The organism is Parasphingorhabdus sp. (assembly GCF_049667325.1).
GTDB lineage: Bacteria > Pseudomonadota > Alphaproteobacteria > Sphingomonadales > Sphingomonadaceae > Parasphingorhabdus.
The window spans coordinates 1-22,543 of the sequence record NZ_JBATHY010000185.1; the positions used below are offsets into that span (position 1 = coordinate 1).

The window sequence follows — 22,543 nt, forward strand, 5'->3', positions numbered from 1 at the left end:
GTGCGTTTCTGCAGCCAGGCCAGCGCTTCTTCGGCCTGATCGGCCTCGCGCAATGCCTGACGCAGCGCTTCCTCAGCATCGCGCCGCGAATTGCGGGCTTCACCAAGCCGGGTTTCGATTTCGGCCATCGCTTCGCGCTGGGCAACAAGCGCTGTTTCAGCCGTTGCAACCTTGTCCTCTGCCGGAACCAGCATGTCCTGTAATTCACGCAGGCGATTGGCCCGGACCAGCCGTTCGGCGCTTGCATTACCATCGTCGCGGGCGACAAAACCGTCCCAGCGGCGCAGCGCGCCTGCTTTGGTGACCAGCCGCTGGCCAACAGAAAGCGCTTGGCCGTCGTCGCGATCGACGACAAAAATCTGCGACAGGCGATTGTGCAATTCTGACGGGGCCTGAACCCGGTCGAGCAGAATCTCGGTTCCGGCAGGTGCCGCACCGGAAGCGCCCATAGCACCGCCGCCCCAGAAGCGGTCGCCATCCTCGCCGATCGACGCCAGCAGATCATCGCCCAGCGCAGCTGCCAATGCTCGTTCATAGTCCGGTGCCGGCTTGACCTGATCGATCGCCTTGTGGGTGCTCTCGGCTCTGGACAGTTCGCGATCCAGTGCGTCATGTTCTGATTTCAGGCCAGCCAGTTCCGCCTTAAGGGCGGAAAGGCCGGATTGCGCGGCGTCACGTGCCGTGGTGGCCAATACCTGTTGCTCCTCGAGCGAGGCAATCTTGCTACTGCTGGCGTCCGCCGCTTTCTGCGAGGCTTCGCGCGTCGCGATCGCTTCTGCCAGCGCGGTCTGCAACTCCGCTTCATCGCCCATCTCGGCGCGTTCGGCGTTGAGGCGATCCAGTTCCACTGCCAGCCGGTCATGGCGAACCTGTGCGGCATCGACGGCTGCATTGGCGACTTTTATCTCTGCCTGAATCCTTGCTTCTTCGGCCACCGCCTTGGCGAGTTCCACTTCTGCCTCGCTCGCCGCCCGCTCGGATCGTTCGGCGGCGCGCTCCAGTTCCGGCCGTTCCTTGTTCAGATCGGACAATTCCGTCGAAAGCCGCGTCTCATCCTGCTCGAGGCCAGCAAGCGCCTCCATGGCATCGCGGGTCAACTGGTCCTCGCGCGCATTGTCGTCGTGGATGCGCTGGGCCTGCGCCTGCAGATCGAGCAGCCGCGATTTCAGATTGTCGCGTTCGTTGGTCAGGGTCAGCAGGCGGTGGCTGGACTCGCTGGCTTCTTCCCGCGCGCGTTGAACTTCTGCGCGTAATATTCCGAGCGCCTTGGCGCTTTCATTCTGCGCGGATACCGCCGCTTGCTGTTCGTTCTGTGCCGCACCGACCTTGGCCTCGGCGGCTTCCGCTTCGGCCTTGGCCGCATCGGCAGCAGCTGCCGCTTCTTTCCAGCGCGCGTAGATCAGACGCCCCTCGACGGTGGTGATTTCCCCGCTCAGTTTCTTGTAGCGTTCCGCCTGCTTGGCCTGCCGCCGGAGATTGGCGGCGCGCTGCTCCATATCGCCGAGAATATCGTCGAGGCGGGAGAGATTCTTCTCCGCCGCGCGCAATTTCTGCTCGGCGTCCTTGCGCCGGACGTGGAGGCCGGAGATGCCTGCGGCTTCCTCCAGCATTTCGCGCCGCGCTTCGGGTTTGGAGGAAATGATGTTCGATATCTTGCCCTGGCTGACTAAGGCAGGGCTGTGCGCCCCGGTGGCGGCGTCGGCAAAGATCAGCGCGATGTCCTTGGCCCGGACATCGGTGCCGTTGGCGCGATAGGCGGAGCCGGCACCGCGCTCGATCCGGCGGACGATTTCCAGTTCGCTGTCATTGTCGCCGACATGGAGCGAAGACACATCGTCGGTCTCCCGCTCCGCGGTCAGGGAAACCTCGGCAAATTGCCGCTCGGGCCGGTCCTGGGTGCCGGCAAAAATCACATCTTCCATGCCGGCGCCACGCATGGACTTGGCGGAATTTTCGCCCATCACCCAGCGGATCGCCTCGAGCAGATTGGATTTGCCGCACCCGTTGGGGCCGACCACGCCGGTAAGCCCTTTTTCAATGCGCAGCTCGGTGGGGTCGACAAAGCTTTTGAAGCCCGAGAGTCTGAGCTTCTTTATCTGCATGGTATGACTCCCATGCCGCCTGTCTCAGTCACCAGTTTCAAATCGCGCCCCCTCCTGCGATTGGTTCATCGCCGCCTATCTTGCGCCTGCTTCCTTCAGCTTGGCTTCGACCATGATCCAGTTGGTACCTTCAACCTTCTGCCCGTTCAGCAAGAAGGTTGGCGTTCCCTCGATATTGAATTCCTCGGCACCTTTCTGGGTATCACCCATCAGTTTTTCGGCCGCTGTCGTATCCGCCAGGCAAGCCTTGGCCTGGTCTTCGGAAATACCGCGCTGCTGGAAAAAGGCGATCAGGCCAAGCTGCTCGGCAAGGCGAACAAAACGAACCTTCGGGTCGGATTGCAAAATGCCGGTATAGGTTGCTTCGTCCATGCCCTGCGCCTTTTCAAACATCGTTGTCTGATAACCCAAAGCCTGTTCGGTCAGCGGGAAGAACGGGCCTTCGCCGCCGCAGCGGGAGAGGATGGCAGCGGAAAGATCCAGTGGATCGCGCACGAAATTGCGGATTTCAAAGCTTACCCGGCCGCTGTCGACATAATTGTCGCGTAAAGGCGCAAATGCCTGGTCCCCGAAATCTTTGCAGTGCGAGCAGGTGATCGACATATATTCGACCAGCTTGATCGGTGCATCGGGATTGCCCATCACGATGCCGCCTTCTTCGGTTTTGGAAACCGTCTCGGACCATTTCTGCCCGGCAGGAGCCTCGACTGCTGCGATCGTTTCCGACGAACCCGTTGTGGGAGTGTCTGCCGCGCCGCCACAGGCGCTCAGGGATAGTGCGAGCGAGACGGGGAGCAGTGAGAGTGATTTACGCATGATATTGTTCCTGTTTGAAAGTATCGTTCATTCTTTTGGAAGCGCGGCGAGAACCGGTTGCAGGGCGGGCCAGCTGTGCACGCTTTTCATGAGCTTGCCGTTCATTGTGAAGCTTGGCGTGCCGGTAATTTTGACGGTTTCTGCCCCGTATTTGCTCATCGCCAGAATTTGATCCTGAGCACCCTTGTCTGCGAGACAGGTGTTTGCTTGCGCCTTCGTGATGTTGCGTTTGGCCATGATGCCGTAGAAGCCGACATCAGCCGCGATTTTCCTCAGCCGGGCATTGTTTTCACCTTCATACCAGGTCTTCTGTACTTCGGGCGAAGTGGACTGGACGGTTTTCAACCAGACAGCTTGCGATGCCATCAGAGCATTATGATTGCCAAAAAACCTGGTCCGGCCACCGCATCGCGCCAGCAGAGCTGCTGTAAAGTCCACGGCATCGCGGACGTAGTTGCGCACTTCCGTGTTGACGTCACCTCGGGCGATATATGTGGCTTTCAGTGGACCTTTGGATGCGACTTCAAAGGCCGCGCAATGGTTGCAGGTGTAGCTTACATATTCCACCAGGCGATTTTTCGCCAGGGGATTGCCCAACACATGTCCGCCCATGGGAGAGACGGTAACCCGCTTGGCCCAGTCAGCCTGTTGTGCGGATGCCGGTGCGGTCATCACGGTTGCTGCCGCCAATGCCGAAGCAAGATACGCGCTTCTCAACTTCATGTCTGGTCCTTCTTCTTGTCACCGTCACCGATCTTGCCGACGACCTTGATGCTCAACTGTGCATCGTTCTTAAGGTCCGCATCCGCCTTTGCAACTGCAGATGCGAGCGATTCGAGTACCCGATTCAATTCGGCATCACCGATATCGCGCAGATTCTCTCCCAGCTGGATCGGCGCAGGCTTGAGCGAGCGCGGCAGAACAGCGCGTTTTTCCTTGTCTTCCTTGGGGGTTACGACACCTTGCCTGAATCGTATCTGACTGACCGCGCCATAGCCGAAGAAGCGGTTGACCCGCTCGATAATATCCGGCGCAATATGCTGCATCATCGTCGCATAAGCGCCGGAAACCAGCAGATGCAGCGTGCCGCCCTCCTTCTCGCCGCGCGGAAAGCGGATCGATTCGGGCAGGGACACAGCCGCATAGCGTTCACCGACAATCTCCGCCCAGCGGCTGACCACCGAGCTCTGGATGAAGCCATAGCGACGAAAGGCAGCGCGACCGATTTCCGGCATAAGGTCGGAAATGCTTTTCGCCGGGCCGCCGCGCGGACGCTGGTATTTATGATATGACTTGGTTTTGCGGTTGCCCGGGGATTTTTTGGGCGTAGCAGTACCGGATCGGGCGGGTTTCGCCTTTTCATCTCCATTGGTATCAATTTTCTTCGCCATTATGTGCATTTATGGCATGGCACGGCCATGGCCGTCGATAGTCTACCCGCCAAAGCACGTAAAATTTCTGCCAATATCGGTGCACATTATGTGGATAACGCCAGAATATTGCCATGGCGGTCGCCGCCGGGCGGTGTTTTGCCCGATCCCTATCATGTCTGGTTGTCGGAAGTCATGCTCCAGCAGACGACAGTTGGCGCGGTCAAAAGCTATTTCGAGACATTCTCCCGGCGCTGGCCGACGGTTCGGGACCTGGCCCGGGCCGAGGAAGCGGATGTGCTCGCGGCATGGGCGGGCCTCGGCTATTATGCCCGGGCACGCAATCTTTATAAATGTGCGGTGCATGTCACCGAGAAGCTGGACGGAATCTTTCCGCAGACAGAGTCTGAACTGCTCCAGCTCCCCGGAGTGGGCGCTTATACAGCTGCGGCGATAGCAGCGATTGCCTTCGGCGAGCGGGCGGTGGTGGTGGATGCCAATATCGAGCGGCTGGTGGCTCGGCTGTTTGCTATTGATACCCCGTTGCCCAAGGGCAAAGTCGAAATCCGCACCGCGATGGATGCGATAACGCCGGATCGCGGAGCCGGTGATTTTGCGCAGGCCTGCATGGATTTGGGCGCGACCATCTGCACATCGAGAAATCCGAAATGCGAAATATGTCCGGTGCGGAAACAATGCGCGGCTTTTGCGATCGGCAATATGGAGCGCTATCCCGTCAAGTCACCGAAAAAGCCGAAGCCGGTTCGCCGGGCGCGGTTTTTCTGGATCGAGCAACAGGATCAAATATTGCTGGCGACCCGGCCGCCGAAAGGGATGCTGGGCGGGATGCGGGGGTTGCCCGATGATGACTGGGCAGCCGGGAATGATGGTCATGCCACGCCGCCAATCGCCGGCGAATGGCGGGTGCACGACAATATCGTTCAGCACAGCTTCACCCATTTTTCGCTCGAAGTGGATTTGGCTGTTTATCAGGACGCAAAAATGGTTACTAACAGGGATGAAGATATCTGGTGGCCGCTGGACAATATCGCGGATGCGGGATTGCCGACCCTTTTTGCAAAGGCCGTGAAATGGAAATTGAAGGAAGAAAAATGACAATCGGAAAACCTGCAACCTCGTCGCTTGGATCCTCTTTTTCGCGGCGCTCCGTGCTCGGCGGTATCGGCACCGGTGCAATGCTTGCCGGCATGCCCGGCCTCGCTTTTGCCAAGGAACTGGGCTCCAGCTTTCCCGGACTGACCAAGCTTATCAATCAATATGTTGCGGACAAGAAAGTCGCCGGCATGATGGCGATGATCGGTTTCGGCCAGGCCAAGGCTCAGGTGATTTCTGCCGGCTCGCTGAAGCTCGGTGGCGACAAGCTGGTGGGTGCCGATACGTTGTGGCGGATGTATTCGCAGACCAAACCGGTCACCGGGATGGCGGCGATGATGCTTGTCGAAGACGGCCTGCTGTCGCTTGACCAGCCATTGTCCGACATTTTCCCCGAGTTCGCCGATATGCAGGTGCTGGTCGATCCCGAGGGCGCGCTTGAGGATGTCGTGCCGGCCAAGGCGCCGATCACCATCCGCCATTTGCAAACCCACACCGCAGGTCTCGGCTATACGATCATTTCCAAAGGACCGATCCAGAAGGCCTATCTCGCTGCCGGTCTGACTCCCGGTCGCGTCAGCCGCAGCCCGATCCCCGGTGTCGACCCTGGTGCGCCCACCCCTGACATCATGACCTTCGTCAAGCGTCTTTCGGAACTGCCGCTGGTCTATCAACCGGGTAGCAAGTGGAGCTATTCGCTGAGCCATGATGTATTGAGTGCAGTGATCGAGAAAGTTTCCGGCAAGCCACTGGATCAATTTCTTCAGGAGCGGATGTTCGGCCCCCTTGGCATGAACAATATGTTCTATCACGTTCCGGCCGACCGGGCGGTCGATCTCGCGGACAATTACGCGCCGTTCGCCGGATCGCTGATCCCGATCGATCCCGGTGCGACCAGTATTTTTCTTGATAAACCGCCTTTCGCCTTTGGCAGCACCGGTCTGGTCGGTTCGGCTGGCGATTATGACAAGTTTCTGCAAATGCTGTTGGGTTTCGGCAAATTGGGCGATGTCCAGGTGATGAAACCGGAAACGGCGAAACTCGGCATGTCCAACCTGATGCCTGATACCGTTGACACCCGGGGTACCTGGGTCGCCAAACAGGGCTTTGGTGCTGGCGGACGCTCCGGTCTGGGAACTGCTGACAGTCCGGCGGGCACTTTCGGATGGGGAGGCGCCGCAGGGACCGCGGCATTTGTCGACACCGTGCGCGGTCTTCGCGCTGGCGGTTATACGCAATATATTCCGTCGAACAGCTATCCCTTCCAGTCGGATTTTCCAAAATATGTCTACGCAGACCTGGATGGCTCGGCACCGGTCGATACCGGCAAAACCAGTCCCTGAGCCGGGCTGAATTGCTTCCTTTTGAGGAAGCGACCGGAATTGAATGCGTGACGGAGAAAAGATGCTGACAGCCAGAAAATCCATAGTGCCGACCTTTGCCGGGGGTACCCTCGACCGCGCCGATCAGGTGCGGGTCAATCCCGATCGGTTGCGCGCCGCGATGATGAATCCGCGCGCGAAATTGCTCAAGCTGGATGGTCTCAATCCGGTATTTGATGACTATGGTGATCTGGCCTGGGGCGCGGCCTATGAAGCCTCGCCCGACAATGATCTGCTATTGCTGGGGATTGAGGACGAGACACCCTTTTTCGCCGAACTAAACGGAGCAGGTGATGCTGGCCCCCTCGCCAATAGGGCGCTTTGGCAGACGCTGGGAAACTTGCCCGCAGACCAGGCCGCCATTTATGCAACCGCCCGGAGTCTGGTAGACTGGCACGCACGCCACAAATTTTGCGCGCAATGCGGCAAGCCGACCCAGTCCCGCAAGGGCGGCTGGGCGCGATTATGCGACCCCGAGGACAGCGGCTGCGGAGCGGAGCATTTCCCGCGCACCGACCCGGTGGCGATCATGCTCTCGGAATGCGACGGCAAGGTTCTGCTCGGTCGCCAGCCGCGTTTCCCGCCGAAAAGCTTTTCCGCGCTGGCCGGATTTCTGGAACCCGGCGAAAGTATCGAAGGTTGCGTAAAGCGGGAATTATTCGAAGAAGCCGGGATCAAGGTCCGCGACGTCCGCTATGTCGCCAGCCAGCCCTGGCCTTTCCCGTCATCGCTGATGATTGCCTGCACCAGCGTGACCGACGATCCAACCCTGACCCTCGACGAGGAAGAAATTGAAGAAGCGGCGTGGTTTTCGCTCGACGAAGTCAAGGCGGCCATGAATGGCGAACAGGGCGCACTTTTTGTCGCACCCCCGCCCTTTGCCATCGCCCATGATCTGCTCCGGCACTGGCTGGATAGCAAAGCCTGATATGGTCGCGGGCAGGCCCGGTGCGGATATGACGGTCCGCAAGCGTGCCATTCCGCTGGACAGCATGATCGGGCAATATCTGCCCGATGCGGATTTCGGCGATGCCTATGCGGTGAGCGTGCCATCCAGCAATCAGTCACCGGAAGACAGTTTCCACGCGATCATGTCCTCCATGCCGGACTGGTTTCGGCGGTTGTTCAAGTTGCGCAACAAGCTGGTGCGACCATTCGGTCTAGTCGCACCCCGGTCATCTGAGGTTGACCGGATGATGCCGAAGCAAGGGTATCAGCCAGGCGACCGGATCGGAGTTTTCGAGTTTTACGGGCGAACAGGAAACGAAGTGATTACCGGCGCGGATGACAAACATCTCGATTTTCGCCTGTCGGTTTTACGGATACCGGGGCCAGGGGTGGACGAAGTCATTGTCAGCACATTGGTCAAGCGACATAATTTTGCTGGACGGGCCTATTTGCGATCTATCCTTCCTTTTCACGAACTGGGAATTCGGTCGCTGCTGCGCAACGCGGCGGAAACGGCAAAACTCTAGACCAATCCCAGGCTTGCCAGTTCGCCGAGCATTTCGGCCGGCATGTCCTCTGCGCCTTCCGCGCCGTCGCCGAGATCGGGCGGGACATCCTTTTCCTCGAAATAGCGCCAGCCCTGATGGGCGCGTTTGGGGATCGGCTGGACGGCAATAAGCCGCGGCTCGAGCCTGATCCACTGCCGTCCCTCACCATTGTCCATGAAGCCGATAATCGGCGAACGGCCGACGATTTTCTTGGCATGGATCCAGTAGAGCGAGCCGCCAGCCATTTCCTTGTGTCGCTTGGGCAAATAGCGCGTGGTCAACCGCGCTTCGCCACCGGTGGCGGAATTGTCTTTATGCGATTCGAGCCAGTTTCGCAGCGTCGCCGGGCTTTCGCTGCGATAGGCAATTTTCGTCATGTTTAGTGGCATGGCTCACATTTGTGGGCGGCGACCGGTTTAGTCAAGCGCCTTACGGGTCCGGATCAGCACATCGCGGAACTGTCCTCCGACATTGCTCCAGTTTATTATTGCAAATGATTATCAATATCATATTAAAAAGAGGCTCGAAGATCAAGGAGATGGATATTGGGTGAGATTTTGGAGAAGCTGGCGTTGCCATTGCCGGATATCAGGACGTTGCCGTCGATCGAGGCGCAGTTGATCATTGCCTTTCGACTTGCGGTAATCGCGAGTCAGAATGACTATGACTACCGGGATCAATTGGCGGAACGGCTGGGCGGTGCTCGGGCTGTAACGCGGATATTGATCATTACGGAGACGATTGGTTTCGCTTGGCCCGAACCCTTTCAGATCGGTCGCCCTTGCTGTTCGCTGACAACGCATGACGAGATATGGCTGATCGCGGCCATTCGGCTGGCCGCATGCGAAAACCGGCCGGGCTTTGATGCGCTGAGCCGGGAGATGATCAGCGGCGATGCACGGGACCGGATTTACAATGACCTGCGCGGCTTCGTTGCCACCTATGCGGGGACGAGAGGCTGGCCATCCCGCTGCCCACGGCAATACTGAGGATGGCGCGAAAGCCTATGGTGTCGGAGCGCGTGCTTCTGAGCTGTACCGTTCACTCTGGCCTTAGCCGTTCAAACAGCATGACTGCCTTTTCGTTATAAGTGGCTTCTCTGGTTGCGTGAAAGCCAAGCCTCTCGGCCAGATTGATCGACGGGATATTTTCGGGGCTGATGATGCAAACGGTTTTGGCGGGACTGAACTTTTCATCAAGCCAGTTTTGCGCTGCCGCCATGGCTTCCCGCGCATAGCCTTTGCCGTGGGCTGCTGTTGTCAATACCCAAGCGGCTTCGTGGAAGGGATCGAAATCGGGTCCCAACCCGCGCCGGAAGTCGCTAAATCCCACATTTCCGATGAATTGGCCGGATGATTTTTCTATCAGCACAAACAAGCCATAACCCATGACCTGCCAGCGCCCGACATATCCCAGAAAACGCAACCATGCTTCGGCTTCGGTAGCGGGCGTGCCGTCGATATATTTCACGACGGCCGGATCTTGCCACATTGCGCGGCAAGGCTCAAAATCTTCGGCTATATGCGGACGGAGCAACAGACGTTTGGTTTCAATCACGCGGCGCTCTAGAGACTGACCATCCCGCTGCCAACCGCCAGGCCAAGGAAGGCCAGAAAGCCCATGGTGTCGGTGATCATGGTGACAAAAACCGAAGACGCCAGCGCCGGATCCTGATCGAGCCGGTCGAGCATGACCGGCACGAATATCCCGGCGAATCCGGCGATCACGATATTTATCAGCATGGCGACCGCGATCACTCCGCCGAGCACGGGATTGGCGAAGACCAGACCGGTACCCAGTCCGACCAGGACGGCGATAGTCGCGCCGTTGAGCAAGGCGATCCGAAATTCCCGGCCGATGATCCGGCGCGTGTTTGATCGGGTCAGTTCGTTCATCGCCAGCGCGCGCACCGAGACCGCCATGGTCTGGGTGCCGGCGTTACCGCCGATCGAAGCCACGATCGGCATGAGGATCGCAAGAGCGACCATCTGTTCGATTGCCGCGCCAAAGATCGCGATGACAAAGCTGGCGACCAGCGCCGTCGCGAGATTGGCGATAAGCCAGCGCACCCGGGCCTTGTAGGAATCGCGGATCGGCTCGTTGATGTCGCCGTCGCCGGCACCGGACAGCAGCAGGACGTCTTCGCTGGCCTCATCCTCGACAATATGGAGAATGTCATCGACGGTGATCATCCCGATCAGGCGCCCGTCATCGTTGATGACCGCAGCCGAGATCAGATTATATTTCTGGAAACGCAGCGCCACTTCTTCCTGATCCATATTGACCGGAATCAAGGATTGCTCGCGCTTCATCACATCGGCAATCGCGATATCGCGCGGGGTGCGGAGGATCCAGCTCAGCTGGCAGGTGCCGATCGGGCGGAAGGCCGGGTCGACCACGTAGATTTCCCAGAATTCCGTGGTCAGATCGTCATTCTTGCGGAGATAGTCGATCAGATCGCCGACCATCATATGTTCGGGCACCGCGACAAATTCGCGCTGCATGATCCGGCCGGCGGTTTCCTCCTCATAGGTGAGGGCGCTTTCGATCGCGGCACGGTCTTCGGCGTCCAGCTCGGCGAGAACCGCCTGCTGCTCGCCTTTCTCGAGATCCTCGATAATCGCGACCGCGTCATCGGTGTCGAGCTGCTCGGTGAGGTCGGCAATCTGGCCCGCATCGAGCACTTCGATCAAATCTTCGCGAACATGCTCGTTCATCTCCGCGAGCACGTCGGCGCTTACCAGATCGCCCAGTGCAGCGGCCAGCGGCGCGCGTTCATCCGAATCGACCAGTTCGAACAGATCGGCGATGTCGGCATTGTGCAGCGGGTTGACCAGTTCCTGCGCCAGCGTCGAGTTTCCATCCTCGACCGCTTCGGAAACCGAGCGCACAAATTCGTCGGTTAGCCGGTTGTCATCGTCGAGAACATCCTCGCGTATGATTTCGTCATGCGGAGCGTCGTTGATATCGGTCATCGCGATGCTCCCCTTCTGCGCGCGTTCGGCTGCTTACTAGTCTTGGCGATGCTGTAATTGCAATCTTTTGTGACAATTATCGCAAGGCAGGGTGATTTTTCCGAACACGCTGGCTATATGCGCCCCAAGAGTGATTCAACGAACGAAAAGGAATAGACATAATGGCGCACGAAAAAATGACTCTCCACCTTGACGGCGGCGACGTAGAAATCAAGCTGCGGGCCGACCTGGCCCCCAACCATGTTGCCCGGATCACCGAACTGGCAGCTGAAGGATTTTATGACGGCGTTGTATTTCACCGCGTCATCAACGGCTTCATGGCCCAGGGCGGCGACCCGACCGGCACCGGCATGTCCGGCAGCGACAAGCCCGATATTGCGCAGGAATTCTCCAAAGAGCCGCATGTAGAGGGAACCTGCTCGATGGCCCGCACGATGGACCCGAACAGCGCCAACAGCCAGTTTTTCATCTGCCTCGATGATGCCGGTTTCCTCGACGGCCAATATACCGTCTGGGGCGAAGTGACCTCCGGTATGGAAGCCGTTCACGCGCTGCCAAAAGGCGAACCGCCAGCACAGCCAGGCGCGATCAAGTCCGTTACCCTGGGCTGATCATCCCGCATGCGTCTCGATAAACCCAGGATCGCCCCGCTCGCCGAGTCCGAACTCGTACCCGAGCAACGGGCGATGCTGGGAGAGCGCTTCCGGTCCGGAAAAATATTCAATATCTTCCGGACGCTGATCAAGGCGCCGAAAGCCTATAAGGCGTTCATGTGGTGGGGCGGATATATCCTGTCCGACCATAATGATCTGCCCGCCCGCGAGCGCGAGATGATCATCCTGCGCACCGGTTTCAACTGGAAGTCCGGCTATGAATGGGCGCAGCATGTCCGGATTGGCAAGGATTGCGGACTCACCGACGAAGAGATCGAGTGGATCAAGACCGGCCCGGATGCGCCGGGCTGGACGGGACTCGAACGCGCGATGTTGCGCGCGACCGATGAGCTGACCGGTGACGGGCATGTTTCCGATGCAACCTGGGATGCGCTCGCGGAGCTAACTGAGAAACAGCGGATGGATCTAATAATGACCGTCGGCCAATATAGTCAGGTATCGATGTTGCTCAACAGCTTCGGCGTGCAACTGGACGATGATCTGGTGCTCGACCCCGACCTCAAAGCCTGATTTCCGCGCTAAAGCCCTGCTTTAACCACCCAGTCATGGAAAATCCGCACCGCGCGGTTTTTCTTGTCGCGTTTGCGGCAGACGAACCAGTAGCTGTACGGGCTGTCGACATCATGGTCGAACAGCCGGACCAGTCGCGGATCATTGGCATCCGAAAAATGGCCACCGTGCATGATCGCAATGCCCAGCCCCTGCGCCGCGGCCTCGAGCATCAACGGACCACTGTCGAGATGGTCGATACCGGCAGGTTCCAGATCGGGCAGGCCGACCGCTTCTTTCCACTGGTCAAACGCCCGCGTCATATTGCTGTGGATCAGGATATTGTGATTTTTCAGGTCTTCCGGACGGTTGATCGCGTTGGGGCCCTTGGTCAGTTCTACCGATCCAATTGCGTAAACCTTGTTGCTGTCCAGCTTTACCGAATAGAGGTTCGGATCGATATTGTCGCTGATGATGATCGCTGCATCCACCGCGTCGCCGAGAATATTCTCGGCATGGGCCGAGGTGTCGACGTCGATATGCAATTTGGGATATAGTTTTTTCAGAGCGGGAAGCTTGGGCAGCAAGCGGGTCGCTCCGAACAGCGGAAGGACACCCAGCCGCAACCGCATATCTCCGCCGGAGACGGTCATCTGGTCCACTGCATCGGCAATATTATCCAACGCCGGTGCAACCGTTTTCAGCAGCAGGCGACCATCCTCGTTCAGGATCATCGATTGGCTCCGCCGTTCGAACAGGGGCTTGCCGATATGATCCTCGAGCGACTTGATTCGCCGGCTCAGGGCCGGCGCAGACAACGCCAGTTCCGCCGCCGCAGCCTTCGAGGAACCCAGACGGGCAACACGGATGAAGGCCTCGAGAGCACGAAGGGGAGGAAGACGCCGCATGGAATGTTCAATATTGGGGTAAAATTACCTTTGTGCAATGCAAAAATTATCGTATATTTTAAAAAATCGCGGAAAACAGTCACTAACAATATTATTAAGTTGCAAGATATGCAACCAGCGATGTTCTTTTCGCACTTGCACAATAACGGGTTCCGATGCATCTAGGGTGAGCCTTTCAGGCATCCTCTCCTAAAAACTTTTACAGGCCAGTTCTTCGGAACTGGCCTTTTTTTTGGCCTGAACTGCCTGGCAATCCTCGATTTGAAAATCGGAGTCGCATATCGCCGGATCGATCCCTATCTTGTTGGGAACAACCAAAATGATTTTCGAGGAGATACCCCCGTGTCCGATCCAGCGTCAGTCAAAGAAAAGCCTGAAGAAGACAGCAAGCTGCTGAAACTGCAAGTGGCCAATGCGAGGCCCGAGGACAGCGGTCGCGGTCTGGCCCGATTATCCCGAGACAATCTGGGCAAATTGGGACTGATTGAAGGCGATGTGGTCGAAATTGTCGGCAAACGGGCAACTCCTGCGCGAGCCGTCCTGCCTTATACAGAAGATGAAGGTCTGGACTTTGTCCGGCTTGACGGCCTGCAACGTGCCAATGCGGGTGTCGGAGCGGGGGATTGTGTCGAAATTCGCAAAGTCGATTCGAAGCCGGCCAAAAAAGTCGTATTCGCGCCGGCCCAGAAGGACCTGCGCCTGCAAGGCAACGGGGCCGGTCTGAAGCGCAGCTTCATGGGCCGTCCGCTGAAGGCAGGCGATTTTGTCGCAACCCATGGCCAGCAACAGGTGGATCGCGGCGATATGCCGCCGCAATTGCGGCAGATGCTGGCAGCTCCCGCCTTTTCCCTAACCCAGATCCGGCTCAACGTCATTGCAACCTCGCCCAAGGGCATTGTCCATATCGACGAGGATACCGAAGTCGAATTGCGTCCGGAATATGAAGAATCCACCGAACACCGCCGCGCCGATGTCACTTATGACGATATCGGCGGTTTGCACGACACGATCGATCAGCTCCGCGAAATGGTGGAATTGCCGCTGCGCTATCCGCAGCTGTTCGTCCGGCTTGGCGTCGATCCGCCGCGCGGTGTGTTGCTGCATGGTCCTCCGGGCACCGGCAAGACACGGCTCGCGCGGGCGGTCGCCAATGAAAGCGAAGCAGAGTTTTTCCTGATCAACGGACCCGAAATCATGGGGTCGGCCTATGGCGAGTCGGAGAAGAAGCTCCGCGAAATATTCGAAGCGGCTACCAAGGCCGCGCCCTCGATCCTGTTCATCGACGAAATCGATTCGATCGCGCCAAAGCGCGGGCAGGTGCAGGGCGAAGCCGAAAAACGGCTGGTGGCACAACTGCTGACCCTGATGGACGGGCTCGAATCGCGGGTCAATCTGGTGGTTATCGCCGCGACCAACCGGCCCGAAGCCATTGATGAAGCATTACGCCGCCCCGGTCGCTTCGATCGGGAAATCATCGTCGGCGTGCCGGATGTGGCTGGCCGGCGCGAGATTCTGGGCATTCACACGCGCGGCATGCCGCTCGACAAGGCTGTCGATCTGCAAGAACTGGCGCGCACGACATACGGCTTTGTCGGAGCAGATCTGGCCGCGTTGACGCGGGAGGCGGCGATCGAAGCGGTGCGCCGGATCATGCCGAAGCTTGATCTGGAATCGGAGACCGTACCGCCGGAAGTGCTCGAGGAACTGGTCGTTCTGCGCAATGATTTTGTCGAGGCACTGAAACGGGTTCAGCCTTCCGCAATGCGCGAGGTCATGGTCCAGGCGCCCGATGTCCGCTGGGAAGATATCGGCGGCCTCGACGAAGCGCAGTTGCGGTTGAAAGAGGGTATCGAGCTGCCGATGAAAAACCCGGAAGCGTTCACGCGGCTGGGTATTCGTCCGGCCAAGGGGTTTCTGCTCTATGGGCCGCCGGGAACCGGCAAGACCTTGCTAGCAAAAGCCGTCGCCCGCGAAGCCGAGGCAAATTTTATCGCCACCAAATCGAGCGACCTTCTCTCCAAATGGTACGGCGAGAGCGAGCAACAGATTGCGCGCCTGTTTGCGCGGGCGAGACAGGTCGCGCCGACAATCCTGTTCATCGACGAGATTGACAGTCTGGTCCCGGCGCGGGGCGGTGGGATGGGCGAGCCCCAGGTTACCGAACGCGTGGTCAATACGATTCTGGCCGAGATGGACGGCCTGGAAGAAATGCAGTCGGTGATCCTGATCGGTGCGACAAACCGCCCCGGTCTTGTCGACCCGGCGTTGCTGCGGCCGGGCCGGTTTGATGAACTGGTCTACGTCCCGGTTCCGGGCAAAGCTGGCCGGCGCCGCATATTGGCCATCCACACCTCAAAAATGCCGCTGGCCAAGGACGTTGATCTTGACGAGATGGCGGAAAGCACCGAACGCTATTCCGGGGCCGATCTGGAGGATCTGGTCCGCCGGGCCGGGCTTCACGCGCTGCGTGAGTTCGGTGGGTTGGTCGAGACGGTCCAGATGAAACATTTCAAAAAGGCGCTGGAAGACAGCCGTGCTTCGGTAACCCCGGAAATGGAAGAAGAATATTCCAAGATGGAATCGCAGCTGAAGCAGAATGCGATGCGGGTCGAACCGATTGGTTTTGTCTCGCCGGGCATGTTGACGCCGGTCAAGGACAGCAAGCACTAGCGTTCGGAGATGGTCCGGTCATCAAGTTCGAGGGCCTTGTATCCCCAGCCGAACAAAAAGACACAGACGGTTGTCGCCAGCCAGAAAGGCAGCGGGCCGGCATAGGTATATAGCAGAACACCGAGCGCGGGAGAGGCAATGAAGGCCATGCCGTTGACCGAGGCGACAATGCCGGCCACTCCGTTTTGTTCCGATCGTTTGACGGCCAGCGAAGCTCCGGCCGTGAAGCCCGGGCGGAACAGGCCAAAGCCCAGCGACGCCACCGCGAATCCGATGACGATGCCGTATAGATCATGGGACAGACCGATGATCAGACAGCCCAGGCCACCCAGGATCATACCCCATAAAATCGAGATTCGTGGTCCCATTTGCAGCAAGGGGATCAGGCCCCACTGGGCCAGCAAGGTTGCTGCTGCACCGGCCATCAGCACGAGACCGGTCATTCTGATCCCCATTTCCGGATCGCCGCGCAAACCGAGCCGGTCGAGTACCAGGAAGCCGACGACACCCAATATCAGAGCATGGGCGTTGCCGCCCAATATGCCGGTTATCAGCCACGGCTTGATCCGGTCATCGCCCCAGCGCAACTGTGGCGGCAGGATGGTTTCCTCTTCATCGTCGTCATTGTCTTTCAAACTGTTCGACGATGGCGCAGAGCTATACGGTTCCGATGTCACGACGCCGCGTGCTGCATAGCCGGGATTGTCATCGGGCAGTTTCAGCGCCAGAGCCACCATCACCAGAACGCCGATCGCGGCAAATGCGAACATCGGGCTGGAAAGGCCGAGAGCCGGAATGATGAGCAACGGGGCGACAGCCGGACCGACGATCGTTCCAAGCCCGAAGGATGATGCTATCAGGGACAGCGCCTTGGTCCGGTCGGCGCGTGCGGTTCGGGCGGCGACATAGGCCTGCACCGCGGGCGGAGCGGCCGACCCGAGGCCACCATAAAGGCTGCGGAAAAAGGCGAACAGGACAAATGTCCATAGCGCGCTGTACCAGCCCAGCAGTCCCAGAAACAGGGCCAGTCCGGCTAGCGCAAAGGACGTCGTGAAGCCGATCATGCCCAGTCGCATCAGGGCTTTCCGGCCGCGATGGTCGGACTGGCGCGCCCATTTGGGAGCGGTATAGACCCACAGAAGCGCGGACCAGCTGAACGCCGCGCTGACCCAGAAATCGGGAATATCGAGCTGCGTTCCGATCGTCGGCAATATGGATTGCATGGCCGTGTTGCCCGAAGCCGTGACCAGCATGACCGAGAACAGCACAGCCATCCGGGTGCTGTCGATCGGCTTCGCGCCGGGAATAGATGAATCTTTCCGGCTCAGCGGTTCGATATCGGGAGAATCGGCCATCGCGTCCCTATGCCATGCTATTTCTGCCAGTCATAGCCGCGTTCGATGCGGGCAACGTGGAGGCTATATTCGCTATACCATTGGTCGCGTCCGCGTTCGCGGATGACCTTGTGATCTGGGTGATCGCGCCAGGCCAGGGCGCTGTCGTCGTCGAGCCAATAGCTGACTGTAATCCCCATGCCGTCCGTAGATCTCGCATGATCCTGCCCCAAGTAGCCGGACTGTTTGGCTGCCAACTCGCTCATTGATGCCGCCGCGGCCTGATAGGCTTCATCATCGTCGCCGGTACGCCGCGCGCAGAAAATAACCGCGATGGAGTTTTCGGGGTGTAGCAGCATCGCTTTCTTTTAGTCTTTCGGTTGCAACCGGCAACCCGTATTATAATTGTCACCGGAGCTGTAACGCCCTAGTAAGACGGTTTGATCCGACTCCGGAGGAATGAGTTGACTAACAGTATCGCGAAAACAAAAATCATGGATCGTATCAAGTCGCGGATGGAGCGACGTCTCGGCCCATGGGGTGTTTTCTTCAAGGGATTCCTGAAGCACCCGGTGATGGTCGGTTCGATCATGCCGTCGTCGGATAGCACAATCAAAAAAATGCTCGAACCCGTCAAATGGGACGAGTGCGAACTGTTTGTCGAATATGGTCCGGGGGTCGGCACATTCTGCCGCCCTGTTCTTGAGAGAATGAAGCCGGGTGCCATGCTGATCGTGATTGATTTGAACCCCGATTTCATCGATTATCTTGGCAAGTCGATCCGCGACAGTCGTTTTTACCCGATTCACGGCTCTGCCGCCGATGTGCAACAGATCATTCGCGACCTCGGCCACGAAAAGGCCGACTATATTCTCTCCGGTCTGCCTTTCTCGACATTGCCCGACCAGCTCGGTCCCAAAATCGCCAAGGAAACCCATGCCGCACTCCGGCCGGGCGGAGCGTTTCTGGTCTATCAATTTGTCAAAAAGGCGCGGGCCTATATGGAGCCGCACTTTGACCATATCGATAGCGGTTATTCCTTCTGGAACATCCTGCCTTGCCATCTTTTCTGGGGATGGAAGGCAAAATAGTCGTTCGTCGACGGATGATTGTCGTTCGTCGAAGCCAATGGCCGACCGGACTGCATTTACCGGCATGTCTGAAAATATATTATCTGCAATTTGATTGAGAGGATTATCCCGATGTCCCGTTTGTCCCGCTCGCTGTTTCTGGCTTTATCCACCACCGCGTTGACGGTTTCCGCTCCCGCACTGGCCGAGCATCATATGTCTCCCAAGCCGGCGCCGGTGAGCGAGTTGGTCGACGCCGTTGATATACCCTATGAAGAATTTACCCTCGACAACGGGCTGAAAGTGCTGATCCACACGGATCGCAAGGCCCCCGTTGTGGCGGTGTCGATCTGGTATGGCGTCGGTTCAGCCAACGAACCGAAGGGCAAGACCGGCTATGCCCATCTCTTCGAACATATAATGTTCAATGGTTCCGAAAATGCACCGGGAGACTTTTTCGAACCGCTGCGGCAGATCGGGGCGACCGATCTCAACGGCACGACCTGGCTGGACCGGACCAATTATTTCCAGACCGTCCCGACCTCCGCGCTTGACGTTGCACTCTTCCTTGAAAGCGACCGGATGGGCCATTTGCTGGGCGCAGTAACCCAGGAGAAGCTCGACAACCAGATCAGCGTTGTTTCGAACGAAAAACGCCAGGGCGACAACCGGCCTTATGGTCTGGTCGGCTATCGCCAGACCGAATTATTATTTCCCGACACCCATCCCTACGGGCACGACACGATCGGTTCGCTGGAAGATCTCGAAGCCGCTTCGCTCGACGACATGAAACAATGGTTCACCGACCATTACGGACCGAATAATTCGATTCTGGTGCTGGCCGGGGACATTGATGCGGCGACCGCCAGGCCGCTGGTCAACAAATGGTTTGGCGCAATTCCGCGTGGCAAACCGATTCCGCAGCTCAATCCGACATTGCCGACTCTTGATGCGCCGGTTTACGAAGTGATGAAAGACAAGGTCGCAACCACCCGAATCTATCGCAACTGGGTGGTGCCGGGCCTGAACGATCCCGACTATACCCCGCTTGATGTCGGCATGACAGTGCTCGGTGGCCTCGCCAGCTCGCGGCTTGACAATATCATGGTGCGCGAAGAGAAAAACGCGGTGGCTGTTTCGGCCTATGTCCTTCCGTTCGTGCACGGCAGTTTCATCGAGATTACCGCTGACGTCAAACCGGGTGAAGATGCCGATGCCGTTGCCAAACGGCTGGACGAGATAATCGCCGACTTCATCACCAATGGTCCGACCGAAGATGAAGTGCAGCGGGTGGCGACGCGCGATGCCGCTGCGCGGATCGCCGGACTGGAGCAGGTTGGCGGCTTTAGCGGCAAGGCAGTCGCTCTGGCGCAGGGTGAACTCTATTCCGATGATCCTGAATTTTACAAAAAGGAACTGGGCCGGCTGGCATCGACCACACCGGATGCGGTCAAGGCTGCGATGCAAAAATGGTTGACTCGTCCTGTCGTTGGCATCACGGTGATCCCGGGCGAGCGGGAAGAATATCAGGAAGTAGACGCTGGCATAGGTGCGCGGACCGGCGTTCTGACCGCGCCGGCTTTTTATATGCAGGATGGTGAGCCTGGGACCGTAACCGCTCCCGACCGGTCCCAATTGCCACCGGTGGGCGAGATTCCCAATGTTGATTTCCCGGACGTCGAAACCGCAACCCTGTCCAATGGCATCAAAGTCTATTTTGCCCATCGGGACGCGGTGCCGATGACACGGGTGACCCTGTCGTTTAACGCCGGCGCAAGCGCGGATTCTGCCGACAAGCTCGGGCTGCAGAATTTCGTCACCGCGATACTGGAAGAAGGCACGACCAGCCTGACATCGATCGAAATTGCCGAACAGCAGGAGCGTCTGGGCGCCAATATCTCGATAAGCGGCGATCGCGACCGCACCGATGTTGATCTGAGCGCGGTCAATCCAAACCTGGATGCCTCGCTCGACCTGATGGCGGATATCGTCAAAAACCCGGCCTTCAAAGCGGATGATATCGAGCGCATCCGGACAAAGCAGCTCACCGCGATCGACCGCGAGGAAAGCGATCCGTTGAGCATCGCCAGCAATGTTCTTCCGCCCCTGGTCTTCGGTTCCGAGCACCCCTATGGCCGCGGCCTGTCGGGTAACGGGACCAAGGAAACGGTCTCGGCGATCACCCGATCTGATCTCTCCGGCTTTCATCAAAAATGGATGCATCCGGCGAAAGCGACGATCTTCGCTGCCGGCAGGATCGATAGGCAAAAGCTGGTCGACAAGCTCGAGATGCGTTTTGGCAAGTGGAAAGGTGTCGGAAAAGCCGCACCAGCGAAGAATTTCGATGCTGCTATTCCGCAAGGAGAGGGCCGGATCGTCGTTATCCACCGTCCGAATTCTCCCCAATCGATGATATTGGCCGGTCAGGTACTGCCCTACAAGGGGTCGGATGACCTGCTGACGCTCAACGCGGCCAATGAAATACTTGGGGGCAATTTTCTCTCCCGGATCAATATGGATCTGCGCGAAACCAAGGGCTGGAGCTACGGAACGCGCAACACCGTGCTGCGCGGCGAAGACCGGGTATTGTACACCATGCGTGCACCGGTCCAGACCAACCAGACCGGCCCCGCCGTCGCTGCGATTGATGCCCAGGTCCGCAGTTTTCTAGGCGAAAACGGAGTTACACCGGCGGAACTGGTACGCACCGTCAATGGCAATGTCCGCGAACTGCCCGGGCAGTTCGAGCGCACGCCGAGCATATTGGCCCAGATGCAGGGCGACGTGATGCTGGGACGACCGTCTAATTACGCGGAAACCGTCGCCGACAGATATAAGGCGCTGACCGCGGATGAAGTGAACAACGCGATGGCCGAAGCGGTTGACCCGGACAAATTCACCTGGGTCATTGTCGGCGATGTCGACAAGATCAAGACCCAGCTGGAAGCACTCGACATGCCGATCGAATATCGCGGCTATGAAGCTAGTGACACTGCTGTTAATAGTGATGGCAGTTCGAATGATTCGGCCGGCGGCACCGAGTGACCGCCAGCTTGCACCGGATCAGGGTTTTGACATTAAAAGGAGAATCGAATGTCTATTGATGGAACTTATACATGCGTAACGAAATCCCCGATGGGAGACCAGACTTCGGAATTTACCATTGTCACCGATGGTGACACGTTCACTGGCGTCAATGCCGGTTCGATGGGATCGATGGACGTTGAAAATGGCAAGGTCGACGGAAATCACATCACCTGGGAAATGAACATGACCGTTCCCATGCCGATGAAACTGGAAGGCGATGCGACGATCACCGACGGCCAATTGGCGGGCGCGGTCAAAGCAGGCGCTTTTGGTGAAATGGCAATGACCGGTACCAAGAAATAGTCGATTTACAGGTTAAACAAAAAGGGCCGCTACCTCATCGGGTAGCGGCCCTTTTTTTGTCTCGGACATCAAGCCGGTTTAGCGGACAACGACGCTGACGGCCCGGCGATTTTGTGCCCAGGCACTCTCGTTTGAAGCGAGCGCTTCCGGACGTTCCTTGCCATAGCTGACCGTCGTCATCCGCGCGGGGCTGACGCCCACCGAAGCGAGATAGTTTTTCGCGGCATTGGCGCGGCGTTCGCCGAGCGCGAGGTTATAGTCACGGGTGCCGCGTTCATCGGCGTGACCTTCAATGGTGATCCGCGCGTTGGGATTTTGCGCCAGCCACTGGGCCTGGCTTTGCAAAACCGTCTGATCCTGCGGATCGATATTGAAACGATCGGTATCGAACAGGATCCTGTCGGACATTGTATTGGCCAGAAAATCCCCCTGGGAACCCGGAGCATAGCCCGGACCAGCAGGAGTCGGTGCCGGGGTAGGCGCCGTTCCGATCGGTGCCGGCGGCAGCTCTTCCGGTGGTTTTTTGGCACATCCAGCCAAAACCAGGCTGGCGGTAATCAGGAGGGGGGTCGCATATTTGATCATCATTCTGCTCCTATTTATATTAGCCCTTCGGCGATATATAGTCTTTTTCCAATGGCTTGTCTCGATTCTAATTTAAGGCAGCAACGGTCCCCAAGCAGGATCCGAGCCATTTACCGGTGTCGGCAATTGCCGTTCGTTGCGACCGGTCAGGTCCACTTGCCAGATACCC

The 22,543-nt window shown here is 58.2% G+C and carries 22 protein-coding genes; 11 read left to right on the forward strand and 11 right to left on the reverse strand.

Translation table 11 applies throughout. The features are described from left to right. From WBM93_RS08195 to WBM93_RS08210, 4 genes are all read right to left on the reverse strand, one after another. Positions 1-2,102 (reverse strand): chromosome segregation SMC family protein (locus WBM93_RS08195; protein WP_424430688.1); only part of this gene is annotated, 2,102 nt, incomplete at its 3' end. Between the two features lie 75 nt (positions 2,103-2,177). Then, on the reverse strand, positions 2,178-2,918 hold the full coding sequence (locus WBM93_RS08200) for a thioredoxin domain-containing protein (protein WP_424430690.1): 741 nt from the start codon (positions 2,916-2,918) through the stop codon (positions 2,178-2,180). A gap of 27 nt (positions 2,919-2,945) precedes the next feature. Further along, positions 2,946-3,641 carry a DsbA family protein gene (locus WBM93_RS08205; RefSeq protein WP_424430693.1) on the reverse strand — a complete coding sequence of 232 codons (696 nt, stop codon included), beginning with the start codon at positions 3,639-3,641 and terminating at the stop codon, positions 2,946-2,948. After that, positions 3,638-4,309, reverse strand: a complete 672-nt coding sequence (locus WBM93_RS08210) for a DUF721 domain-containing protein (protein ID WP_424430695.1) — start codon at positions 4,307-4,309, stop codon at positions 3,638-3,640. The genes WBM93_RS08205 and WBM93_RS08210 overlap by 4 nt, the downstream gene beginning before the upstream one ends. Positions 4,310-4,336: 27 nt before the next feature. Here WBM93_RS08210 and WBM93_RS08215 point away from each other — a divergent pair, with 27 nt between their 5' ends. From WBM93_RS08215 to WBM93_RS08230, 4 genes are read left to right on the forward strand one after another with little or no spacing between them, the layout of a single operon-like run. Next, positions 4,337-5,404: an A/G-specific adenine glycosylase gene (locus WBM93_RS08215; RefSeq protein WP_424430698.1), complete on the forward strand. Its 1,068-nt coding sequence runs from the start codon at positions 4,337-4,339 to the stop codon at positions 5,402-5,404. Further along, entirely contained in the window at positions 5,401-6,744 is a 1,344-nt protein-coding gene (locus tag WBM93_RS08220) for a serine hydrolase domain-containing protein (RefSeq protein ID WP_424430700.1), read from the forward strand. The genes WBM93_RS08215 and WBM93_RS08220 overlap by 4 nt, the downstream gene beginning before the upstream one ends. A gap of 43 nt (positions 6,745-6,787) precedes the next feature. Further along, positions 6,788-7,711: an NAD(+) diphosphatase gene (nudC, locus tag WBM93_RS08225; RefSeq protein WP_424430703.1), complete on the forward strand. Its 924-nt coding sequence runs from the start codon at positions 6,788-6,790 to the stop codon at positions 7,709-7,711. A 1-nt stretch (position 7,712) separates the two neighbouring features. Beyond that, a complete protein-coding gene (locus tag WBM93_RS08230) occupies positions 7,713-8,258 on the forward strand; it encodes a DUF2867 domain-containing protein (protein WP_424430706.1) in 546 nt (181 codons plus the stop codon). Here WBM93_RS08230 and WBM93_RS08235 read toward each other — a convergent pair. Then, complete coding sequence (locus WBM93_RS08235; protein ID WP_424430709.1) at positions 8,255-8,668, reverse strand: DUF1489 domain-containing protein; 414 nt, start codon at positions 8,666-8,668, stop codon at positions 8,255-8,257. The two genes, WBM93_RS08230 and WBM93_RS08235, sit on opposite strands and share 4 nt — an antisense overlap. A gap of 156 nt (positions 8,669-8,824) precedes the next feature. Between WBM93_RS08235 and WBM93_RS08240 the strand changes: the two genes are divergently transcribed. Further along, on the forward strand, positions 8,825-9,268 hold the full coding sequence (locus tag WBM93_RS08240) for a hypothetical protein (protein WP_424430712.1): 444 nt from the start codon (positions 8,825-8,827) through the stop codon (positions 9,266-9,268). A 52-nt stretch (positions 9,269-9,320) separates the two neighbouring features. Here the strand turns inward: WBM93_RS08240 and WBM93_RS08245 are convergent, their stop codons facing one another. Further along, positions 9,321-9,836, reverse strand: coding sequence for a GNAT family N-acetyltransferase (locus tag WBM93_RS08245; RefSeq protein ID WP_424430715.1), 516 nt, complete (start codon positions 9,834-9,836; stop codon positions 9,321-9,323). An 8-nt stretch (positions 9,837-9,844) separates the two neighbouring features. Next, a complete protein-coding gene (mgtE, locus tag WBM93_RS08250; protein WP_424430718.1) occupies positions 9,845-11,254 on the reverse strand; it encodes a magnesium transporter in 1,410 nt (469 codons plus the stop codon). A gap of 161 nt (positions 11,255-11,415) precedes the next feature. Between mgtE and WBM93_RS08255 the strand changes: the two genes are divergently transcribed. Next, entirely contained in the window at positions 11,416-11,865 is a 450-nt protein-coding gene (locus WBM93_RS08255; protein WP_424430721.1) for a peptidylprolyl isomerase, read from the forward strand. A 9-nt stretch (positions 11,866-11,874) separates the two neighbouring features. Then, positions 11,875-12,438 (forward strand): carboxymuconolactone decarboxylase family protein, encoded by a 564-nt coding sequence (locus WBM93_RS08260; protein ID WP_424430724.1) that lies wholly within the window; start codon positions 11,875-11,877, stop codon positions 12,436-12,438. Between the two features lie 8 nt (positions 12,439-12,446). On the opposite strand, the gene WBM93_RS08265 is transcribed toward WBM93_RS08260, so the two are convergent. Beyond that, a complete protein-coding gene (locus WBM93_RS08265; RefSeq protein ID WP_424430727.1) occupies positions 12,447-13,325 on the reverse strand; it encodes a LysR substrate-binding domain-containing protein in 879 nt (292 codons plus the stop codon). A 342-nt stretch (positions 13,326-13,667) separates the two neighbouring features. Between WBM93_RS08265 and WBM93_RS08270 the strand changes: the two genes are divergently transcribed. Beyond that, complete coding sequence (locus WBM93_RS08270) at positions 13,668-15,995, forward strand: CDC48 family AAA ATPase (RefSeq protein ID WP_424430730.1); 2,328 nt, start codon at positions 13,668-13,670, stop codon at positions 15,993-15,995. On the opposite strand, the gene WBM93_RS08275 is transcribed toward WBM93_RS08270, so the two are convergent. After that, a complete protein-coding gene (locus WBM93_RS08275; RefSeq protein WP_424430733.1) occupies positions 15,992-17,350 on the reverse strand; it encodes an MFS transporter in 1,359 nt (452 codons plus the stop codon). The genes WBM93_RS08270 and WBM93_RS08275 overlap by 4 nt on opposite strands. A 17-nt stretch (positions 17,351-17,367) precedes the next feature. Beyond that, a complete protein-coding gene (locus tag WBM93_RS08280) occupies positions 17,368-17,688 on the reverse strand; it encodes an antibiotic biosynthesis monooxygenase family protein (protein ID WP_424430736.1) in 321 nt (106 codons plus the stop codon). 135 nt (positions 17,689-17,823) lie between these two features. Here WBM93_RS08280 and WBM93_RS08285 point away from each other — a divergent pair, with 135 nt between their 5' ends. The 3 genes from WBM93_RS08285 (at position 17,824) to WBM93_RS08295 (ending at position 21,789) form a co-directional block, all read left to right on the forward strand. After that, positions 17,824-18,420, forward strand: a complete 597-nt coding sequence (locus tag WBM93_RS08285; protein ID WP_424430739.1) for a class I SAM-dependent methyltransferase — start codon at positions 17,824-17,826, stop codon at positions 18,418-18,420. A 111-nt stretch (positions 18,421-18,531) separates the two neighbouring features. After that, positions 18,532-21,444 carry a M16 family metallopeptidase gene (locus tag WBM93_RS08290; RefSeq protein WP_424430742.1) on the forward strand — a complete coding sequence of 971 codons (2,913 nt, stop codon included), beginning with the start codon at positions 18,532-18,534 and terminating at the stop codon, positions 21,442-21,444. 48 nt (positions 21,445-21,492) lie between these two features. Beyond that, positions 21,493-21,789 carry a hypothetical protein gene (locus WBM93_RS08295; RefSeq protein ID WP_424430745.1) on the forward strand — a complete coding sequence of 99 codons (297 nt, stop codon included), beginning with the start codon at positions 21,493-21,495 and terminating at the stop codon, positions 21,787-21,789. Between the two features lie 78 nt (positions 21,790-21,867). Here the strand turns inward: WBM93_RS08295 and pal are convergent, their stop codons facing one another. Next, positions 21,868-22,371, reverse strand: coding sequence for a peptidoglycan-associated lipoprotein Pal (pal, locus tag WBM93_RS08300; RefSeq protein ID WP_424430748.1), 504 nt, complete (start codon positions 22,369-22,371; stop codon positions 21,868-21,870). Positions 22,372-22,543: the final 172 nt, after the last annotated feature.

Coding starts and splice junctions, on each gene's coding strand:
- WBM93_RS08205 (WP_424430693.1), bottom strand. CDS start 3,641: ATGAAGTTGAGAAGCGCGTATCTTGCTTCGGCATTGGCGGCAGCAACC.
- WBM93_RS08215 (WP_424430698.1), top strand. CDS start 4,337: ATGGCCGTCGATAGTCTACCCGCCAAAGCACGTAAAATTTCTGCCAAT.
- WBM93_RS08275 (WP_424430733.1), bottom strand. CDS start 17,350: ATGGCCGATTCTCCCGATATCGAACCGCTGAGCCGGAAAGATTCATCT.
- mgtE (WP_424430718.1), bottom strand. CDS start 11,254: ATGACCGATATCAACGACGCTCCGCATGACGAAATCATACGCGAGGAT.
- WBM93_RS08260 (WP_424430724.1), top strand. CDS start 11,875: ATGCGTCTCGATAAACCCAGGATCGCCCCGCTCGCCGAGTCCGAACTC.
- WBM93_RS08255 (WP_424430721.1), top strand. CDS start 11,416: ATGGCGCACGAAAAAATGACTCTCCACCTTGACGGCGGCGACGTAGAA.
- WBM93_RS08265 (WP_424430727.1), bottom strand. CDS start 13,325: ATGCGGCGTCTTCCTCCCCTTCGTGCTCTCGAGGCCTTCATCCGTGTT.
- WBM93_RS08295 (WP_424430745.1), top strand. CDS start 21,493: ATGTCTATTGATGGAACTTATACATGCGTAACGAAATCCCCGATGGGA.
- WBM93_RS08280 (WP_424430736.1), bottom strand. CDS start 17,688: ATGCTGCTACACCCCGAAAACTCCATCGCGGTTATTTTCTGCGCGCGG.
- WBM93_RS08290 (WP_424430742.1), top strand. CDS start 18,532: ATGTCCCGTTTGTCCCGCTCGCTGTTTCTGGCTTTATCCACCACCGCG.
- WBM93_RS08230 (WP_424430706.1), top strand. CDS start 7,713: ATGGTCGCGGGCAGGCCCGGTGCGGATATGACGGTCCGCAAGCGTGCC.
- nudC (WP_424430703.1), top strand. CDS start 6,788: ATGCGTGACGGAGAAAAGATGCTGACAGCCAGAAAATCCATAGTGCCG.
- WBM93_RS08200 (WP_424430690.1), bottom strand. CDS start 2,918: ATGCGTAAATCACTCTCACTGCTCCCCGTCTCGCTCGCACTATCCCTG.
- WBM93_RS08220 (WP_424430700.1), top strand. CDS start 5,401: ATGACAATCGGAAAACCTGCAACCTCGTCGCTTGGATCCTCTTTTTCG.
- WBM93_RS08285 (WP_424430739.1), top strand. CDS start 17,824: ATGGATCGTATCAAGTCGCGGATGGAGCGACGTCTCGGCCCATGGGGT.
- WBM93_RS08210 (WP_424430695.1), bottom strand. CDS start 4,309: ATGGCGAAGAAAATTGATACCAATGGAGATGAAAAGGCGAAACCCGCC.
- WBM93_RS08235 (WP_424430709.1), bottom strand. CDS start 8,668: ATGCCACTAAACATGACGAAAATTGCCTATCGCAGCGAAAGCCCGGCG.